At 44.2% G+C, this 7,926-nt stretch carries 3 protein-coding genes; all 3 read left to right on the forward strand.

Annotation, left to right across the window (positions count from 1 at the left end; translation table 11 throughout):
* Positions 1-3,177, forward strand: a 3,177-nt coding sequence (gene rpoB, locus LHW48_06455; protein ID MCB5260100.1) for a DNA-directed RNA polymerase subunit beta, incomplete at its 5' end; no start/stop codon positions are given.
* Between the two features lie 14 nt (positions 3,178-3,191).
* A complete protein-coding gene (rpoC, locus tag LHW48_06460; GenBank protein ID MCB5260101.1) occupies positions 3,192-7,670 on the forward strand; it encodes a DNA-directed RNA polymerase subunit beta' in 4,479 nt (1,492 codons plus the stop codon).
* 41 nt (positions 7,671-7,711) lie between these two features.
* Positions 7,712-7,926 (forward strand): 30S ribosomal protein S12 (gene rpsL / locus LHW48_06465; protein MCB5260102.1); only part of this gene is annotated, 215 nt, incomplete at its 3' end.

Genomic DNA, 7,926 nt, shown 5'->3' on the forward strand with positions numbered 1-7,926 from the left:
CGGCGAAAATTGCCCGTAACTACATTATTCCGCGCAATTGGCATTTCGACCAACCATGACCTCCGTAAGACTTTTTACCAAGCCGAAACAATATCTGTATCTGAGGCTAAGAACCGCCATCTGTTCAAAGATATTAAGGTGACTGGCATGGATGAGCCGATCGCTTTTGCCAACGAACAAGTAAGCGATGCACTCATCAAGATTTTGGGAGAACACAAAATCAAGAAGGTAGAAGTAATAAACTACGATTTTGAAATTGCTCGCAAAGTACTGGAAAATACTATAGCAAAAGATCCTACCAATAATCAGGAAGAAGCGCTTAAAAAGATATACTCACTCATTCGTCCCGGTGAAGACGCACCCTTGGAAGCCGCTAAGCAATTGGTTGATAGGATGTTCTTTAACGAGAAACGCTATAATCTTGGCGATGTGGGACGATACAAGATAAACTCTCGCCTGGGCATTGATGTAGACGAATCTGTGATGACTTTAACGGTCACAGATTTTGTACATATCTTTAAAACTCTTATTAATATCTACCACGATCAAGATGAGGTGGATGATATAGATAACTTGGCAAATCGCCGCGTGAGAACCGTAGGTGAATTGCTTCAGGAACAATATAATTCAGGGCTTGCTATGGTAGCACGCATCATTATGGAGCGCATGGCAATATCTAATATAGATGAAATTACGGTACACGATCTGGTAAATAGCAATGCGCTTATTAACGTAGTTCAGGGCTTTTTCCTAACCGGTCAGTTGTCTCAGTTTATGGAACAAACCAACCCGCTGGCGGGCTTGCGTCATAAGCGTGCTCTTTCTGCCTTAGGGCCGGGGGGATTGGCTCGTGACCGTGCCGGGTTTGAGGTTCGTGACGTTCATGCCTCACACTATGGTAGAGTGTGCCCCATCGAAACTCCAGAAGGACCAAATATTGGTCTTATAGTATCTCCGGCAATCTATAGCCGCATCAACAAGCTGGGCTTTATTGAAACTCCTTATAGGAAGGTTATCAATGGCGTTGTGAGCGATGAGTATGTCTATATGGATGCCGCCGAGGAAGAGAAATATATCATTGCCCAATCCGATGTGCACTTAGATGATGATCGCCGGATTATGGATGAGATGATCTTTGCACGTGAGCGGGGCGAATTTATCCAGGTGAGTCCGCAAGAAATCCAGTATATGGATGTGGCTCCTCAACAGATGGTTTCTGTTTCGGCTGCGATGATCCCCTTCTTGGAGCATGATGACGCAAACCGTGCTCTGATGGGTTCAAATATGCAGCGCCAAGCAGTTCCGCTTATCAATCCTCAGGCACCAATCGTAGGCACAGGAATGGAAAAGATTATCACTATGGATAATTCGGATATCGCTTCGGCACCTTATGATGCTACTGTGGTAAACGTAACCTCTGCATACATTGACCTGAAAGCCCTAGATGAAAAGGATGAAGCTCTGTATTTGGGAACAGGAAGCCGCATCAAGATGAAAAAGTTTGTACGCACAAACCAGGACACCTGCGCCAACCAACGCCCAATAGTACGTATTGGAGATGTGGTACGCAAGGGTCAACCGCTTTCAGATGGAGCTTGTGTAGAAGATAATCGCCTGGCTCTTGGCACTAATATGATGGTTGCTTTTATGCCTTGGTATGGCTATAACTATGAAGATGCCATTATCCTGAGCGAAAAAATCGCTCGTGAAGATACGCTTACCTCAATTTATATTGAAGAGATGGAAGTGTTGGTACGAAATGTAAAAAACGGTCGTGAAGAGCTAGCATACGACATTCCTAATGTACCCTCCCACGCACTACGTAATTTGGATAAGACAGGTATCATCAGAGTAGGCTCTGTAATTCATGCCGGCGATATAATTGTGGGTAAAGTAACCCCCAAAAGCATCGAGATAGACCCATCACCGGAAGAAAACCTGATGCGAGCATTATTTGGAGATCGGGCTGGCGATTTTACCAACAGTTCGCTAAAAGCTAAACCTGGCATGGAAGGCGTAGTGATAGATGTCAAGGTGTTTTCTCGTTTAGAAGATGGTACCGATCAAGATGATGAAAACGACGATAAAATTCGCAAGCTAAAAGAAGAATTGGCTTTACGTCGCAAAAAAGTAGAAGAATTTAAAGAAGAGAAACTCTCTGCCATTTTGTTGGGTCAGAAAGCGAAAACTATTTGGGATGAAAAAACCAATGCCTACTTCATCGCACCTGGCAAAAAGATTAGTAAAGAGGATGTTAAGCGGATTAACTTCAAGAAATTAGATATGGATGTTGAGATGGTGGAAGACACCGAAATCAACAACACCATATATCAAGACATTGCGCTTAAGATAAAACAATCTCTTGAACAAAGCGAAAACATCTACAAAAAGTCTCGCGAACGCATCAAACACGGCGATGAATTGCAATATGGCGTACGCAAAATGGTTAAAGTATATGTTGCTAAAAAGCGTAAGATTGAAGTAGGTGATAAGATGGCTGGACGCCATGGTAACAAAGGCGTTATTTCCATTATTGCACCAATTGAAGATATGCCCTTTATGGAAGATGGCACTCCGGTTGACATCGTGCTCAATCCGCTAGGTGTGCCATCTCGTATGAACATTGGGCAGATTATGGAGACTCATCTTGGTCTCGCCGCCAAGTATCTTGGGTTTGAAGTAGAAACGCCAATTTTTGATGGCGCCAGTAACGAGGATATTCGTTCAGAACTAAGAAATGCCGGATTTGAAGATGACGGCAAGATGGTGCTATACGATGGAAAAACTGGTACTCCTTTCAAAGAAAGAGTAACGGTTGGAATTATCTACATGATGAAACTCAACCATCTGGTAGCCGATAAAATGCATGCCCGCTCTACGGGGCCTTATTCCCTTATCACCCAACAGCCATTGGGCGGAAAAGCCCAGCATGGTGGTCAGCGTTTAGGTGAAATGGAAGTTTGGGCGCTGGAAGCGTATGGTGCAGCTCATCTATTGGAAGAGATGCTTACAATCAAGAGTGACGATGTTGATGGCAGGAATAATGCTTTCAAGGCAATTACAAGAGGCGAAAACCCGCCTCCTCCGGGAGTGCCGGAATCGTTCAACGTGTTGGTGAGTGAGCTAAAATCCTTAGGTTTCGACATAGAGTTTGTTAAAGACGACGAAGGCAAATAGAGGGAGAAAATAGGATGAAAGATACAAAACGAGAACAAAGACCTACCGATTATGATTCCGTAAGAATCAAGATAGCTTCTCCCGATACCATTATGAATGATTGGTCTCACGGCGAGGTTACCAAACCTGATACCCTCAATTACCGTACCCTCAAACCGGAAAAAGACGGATTATTCTGCGAACGCATCTTTGGTCCGGAGCGAGACTACGAGTGTGCTTGTGGAAAGTATAAAAAGAAGCGCTTTCAAAATACGGTTTGTGAACGCTGTAATGTATTGGTTACAACCAGCCGTGTTCGTCGCACTCGCATGGGGCACATTCAATTGGCGGTGCCTATTGCCCACATCTGGTTCGTAAAATCTGCGCCTTCCAAGATTGGCACTCTATTAGATATGACAATCAAAGATTTGGAGCGAGTGCTTTATTATGAATCCTTCATCGTGATCGATCCTGGCGATAGCCCTTACGAAAAGATGGAACTATTGGAAGTGGACGAATATTACGAGATTAAAGATAAAGTTGGCGACAACTTTGTAGCGATGATGGGTGCAGAGGCAATCAAAGAGCTCTTGGAGCGTATTAACCTCAAGAATGAAGCTCTCGATCTCAGAACTCGTCTCAAATTTGAAGAATCTGCCCTAAGAAAGCAGAAGTTAATAAACAAACTAAAGATTGTTGACGCTTTTATTAAAAGCAACAACAACCCTTCACACATGATTATGGAAGCTCTGCCAGTGCTTCCTCCAACCTTGCGTCCCTTAGTACCATTAGAGGGAGGCAGATTTGCCACGGCAGATTTTAACGATCTGTACCGCCGCGTAATTACTCGCAATAATCGCTTAAAAGGTCTATTGGAAATTCGCGCACCTGAGGTGATCTTAAGAAATGAAAAACGCATGTTGCAGGAAGCTGTTGATGCGCTTATAGATAACAGCCGGAAGGCGCGCCCGGTACGGGGAAGGGGAAACCGTCCCTTAAAATCCCTTACAGATCAGTTGAAGGGTAAGCAGGGGCGCTTCCGCCAGAATCTATTAGGTAAACGCGTCGATTATTCCGGTCGTTCTGTGATTACGGTAGGCCCGGAGCTTAAGCTATATCAATGTGGTTTACCCAAGGAGATGGCGGTAGAGCTTTTTAAACCATATCTTATTGAGCGCCTTCAAAAAATGGGAGAGGTAGATAAGGTAAAGAACGCCAAAAAGTTGATTGAAAGAAAGCAACCGGAAATATGGAGCATCCTGGAAGACGTTGTAAAAGACTATCCTATCCTATTGAACCGCGCCCCCACTTTGCACCGTCTTGGTATTCAGGCATTTATGCCAATATTAACCGATAATAAGGCTATTCAATTGCATCCTATGGTATGCGTACCATTTAATGCAGACTTTGATGGTGACCAGATGGGCGTGTATGTACCCTTATCACTGGAAGCACAAATTGAAGCACGAGTTTTGATGCTTTCTACCCGGAATCTATTGTTACCTGCAAATGGAAGGTTGGCAATGGCCGCAAACCAAGATATTGTTTTGGGCTGCTATTATCTTACCATGATTGAATCTAATCCTCCGGAAGACACCAATTCTCTTAAACATTTCTATGGTCCAGATGATGTGATTGCTGCCTATGAAAGCCAAGAACAGCTTTGCAGCGTTAAAGGCGAAGCAGTAATTGAGCGCAGCTTGGATTTGCATACCTGGATTGTTGTAAAGATTGAAGGTAATTACATCGTTACTACCGTGGGAAGAGTTATTTTTAACCAAATTATTCCCGCCGAAGTAGGATATCAGAACATTACCTACGATAAAGGGAAAATTAACGATCTTGCCATGCTTAGCTATGATGCAGTAGGTCAATTCCGCACTTCAGAATTCTTAGATGAACTCAAAGAAATCGGATTCCGCTATGCTACCCGTGCCGGCGTTACCTTTAGCTTTGGCGATATAGTTGTGCCCGAGCGTAAGAACGAGATCATAGACGATTCTGAGAGTGATGTATTAAAGATCTCAGATCTTCATCAAAAGGGTGGAATTACCGAGAATGAACGCATGGGTCGTGTTGTAGATACGTGGAAAAAAACCACCGTACGCGTAACAGACGAGATGATGGAACAACTATCTAAAACCCGCAATGGGCTAAACTCGATCTACATGATGTATAAATCTGGAGCTCGTGGCTCGAAAGATCAGATTAAACAATTAGGTGCAATGCGCGGTCTAATGGATAAGCCTTCCAAAATTGGTTCTACTGGTGGCGCAGATGTAATCGAGACGCCCATTAAATCGAACTTTAAAGAAGGTCTTACGGTTCTAGAATATTTCATTTCCACACACGGAGCACGTAAGGGCTTAGCCGATACTGCGCTCAAAACTGCAGATGCCGGTTATCTAACCCGCCGTTTAGTGGATGTTGCCCAGAATGCCATCATTACTATGGACGATTGTGGCACAAACCGTGGTGTACACATGACGGTGCTTAAAGAAGGGAATGAGGTAGTACAAACATTAGCAGAGCGCATTCAAGGCAGATATGCCGCCGAAGACATTGTCGATCCAGTTACTGGCAAAGTGCTTGTAAATGCAGGCGAAGAAATTAGTAATAAAATGGCTCGCACTCTGCAAAATCATGGGCTTATCAGCGTACATGTTCGCAGTGTGCTTACCTGTGAAGCCGAGCGTGGTCTTTGCGCTAAATGTTACGGCCGTAATCTTGCTACTCTCAAACCTGTCGTATTGGGAGATCCGGTTGGCGTAATTGCAGCGCAAAGCATTGGCGAACCTGGAACCCAGCTTACCTTGCGTACATTCCATATCGGAGGAGCGGCATCAACTGCTACCGATCTTGCTGAGGTGGTTTCCAGTAACGATGGACTTATCAAGTTCGATCGGATGAATACGGTAAGCAATACCGAAGGACAGCTGATCTCTGTTTCTCACTTAGGTAAACTGATAATTGTGGACGAGAAAGATGAGAATAGAATCATCGAAGAATACAAAGTAGAATATGCTGCTACTGTTCATGTACGTGATGGGCAGAAGATAGCCACCAATACCAAATTGCTCTCTTGGGACCAGTTCAACAATCCCCTTATTTCTACTGCTCAGGGTACTTTACATTATGAGCATTTCGTAAAAGACATCACTTACAAAGAAGAATATAACGATATCACGTTTAGTAGCGATATCACCATCATCGAATCCAAAGACCGCAAGAAACAACCTCAATTCAAGATTGTAGGAGAGGATGGAAGCATGCGCCTTATCCCGCTACCTACCGGTTTGGTGGTTCGGGTGGAAGATGGAAGCTTTGTCCATCAGGGCGACATCTTGGGGCAAACTTCACGGATGACTATTAAGCAGCGCGATATCACAGGTGGTCTGCCACGTGTGCAAGATCTCTTTGAAGCCCGCGTTCCCAAAGAAAAAGCCCAGATTTCAGATATTGATGGTGTGGTTACTATTGGTGGCCTTAAGAAAACCGGTCGTGATATCTTTGTAACTCCTCCCAATGGGCTCTATGCTCCCAACGATGGGCAAGTGGTTGTGCTTCTGGATGATGAGAAAAGACAGCGTATTTATGTACTTACCCAAAAAAGCCTATACGCCAAAAACGCTGGTAAATGCAAAATAGTTACTGAGGGTAAAAAGAAAGTTATCGTAATTGCCAAACGCAATCAGAAACCGGTCGAATACAAGGTACCACGAGGCTTGGAAGCCATTGTTAATGAAGGTGAATCGATAAAAGAAGGAGCCCCGTTATGTGGCGTTGTCTTTATGGTTCCAGCAGAGCAAGAAAGTATTGTGGAATCTGGAGATATGGTAACGGAGTGGCAGGCTTTAGCCGGACGCAAATATTCTATTCCCACCGGAAAACGCATTATTGTACACCAGGGAGACCGTGTGGAAAGTGGTGACGCTTTATCCGATGGTCCGTTGGATCCCCACGATATGCTGGTGAAGGGTGTTATAGAAGCCCAGATGCTGATTCTTAACGAAATTCAGGAAATCTATCGCAAACAGGGTGTAAAAATTGACGATAAGCACGTTAGCGTGATTATCCGCCAGATGTTTAAAAAAGTACGCATCAGCGATAGCGGTAGCACCGGCTTCTTGCAAGGTGACATCGTGGATAAGATAAGAGTAGAAAGAGAAAACCGCGAAGCAGTGTCCTTCGGCAAGCAACCGGCACAGTTCGAACAATTGCTTTTGGGCATTACCAAAATTTCTCTCTTGACGGATAGCTGGCTTTCTTCAGCTTCGTTCCAAGAAACAACAAAAGTACTCACAAAAGCCGCCATAGAAGGCAGCGTTGACCATCTCGAAGGTCTTAAAGAAAGTATAATACTTGGTCACCGCATCCCTGTGGGTACCGGTACCAGAACTTATAACAACAAAATCAAAGAAGCAGTGGCAAACGGAGAATCGGTTGCCGAAATCATCAGCAGATTTGCTCACCCGGATGTGAATGAAGAAGCTGAGGATATTCTTGATTTTTGAAATTATAAACATACACTGAAATAATGATAAGGAGATAATCAGTGCCAACCATCAATCAACTGATCCGAAAAGGAAGATCTGTAGTTGAGGTCAAAAAGAAAAACAGGGCGCTTATGGGATGTCCGCAAAGGCGCGGAGTATGCACTCGTGTTTACACGACTACGCCCAAAAAACCCAACTCAGCTCTTCGTAAAGTCGCTCGTGTCCGTCTTGTGAACGGATTTGAAGTTACAGCTTATATTCCCGGTGAAGGACA

It is taken from the genome of Candidatus Cloacimonadota bacterium, assembly GCA_020532355.1.
Classification (GTDB): domain Bacteria; phylum Cloacimonadota; class Cloacimonadia; order Cloacimonadales; family Cloacimonadaceae; genus UBA5456.

What these genes read in the sequence shown, in the direction of transcription:
- rpoC (MCB5260101.1), top strand. Translation starts at nt 3,192, where the DNA reads ATGAAAGATACAAAACGAGAACAAAGACCTACCGATTATGATTCCGTA.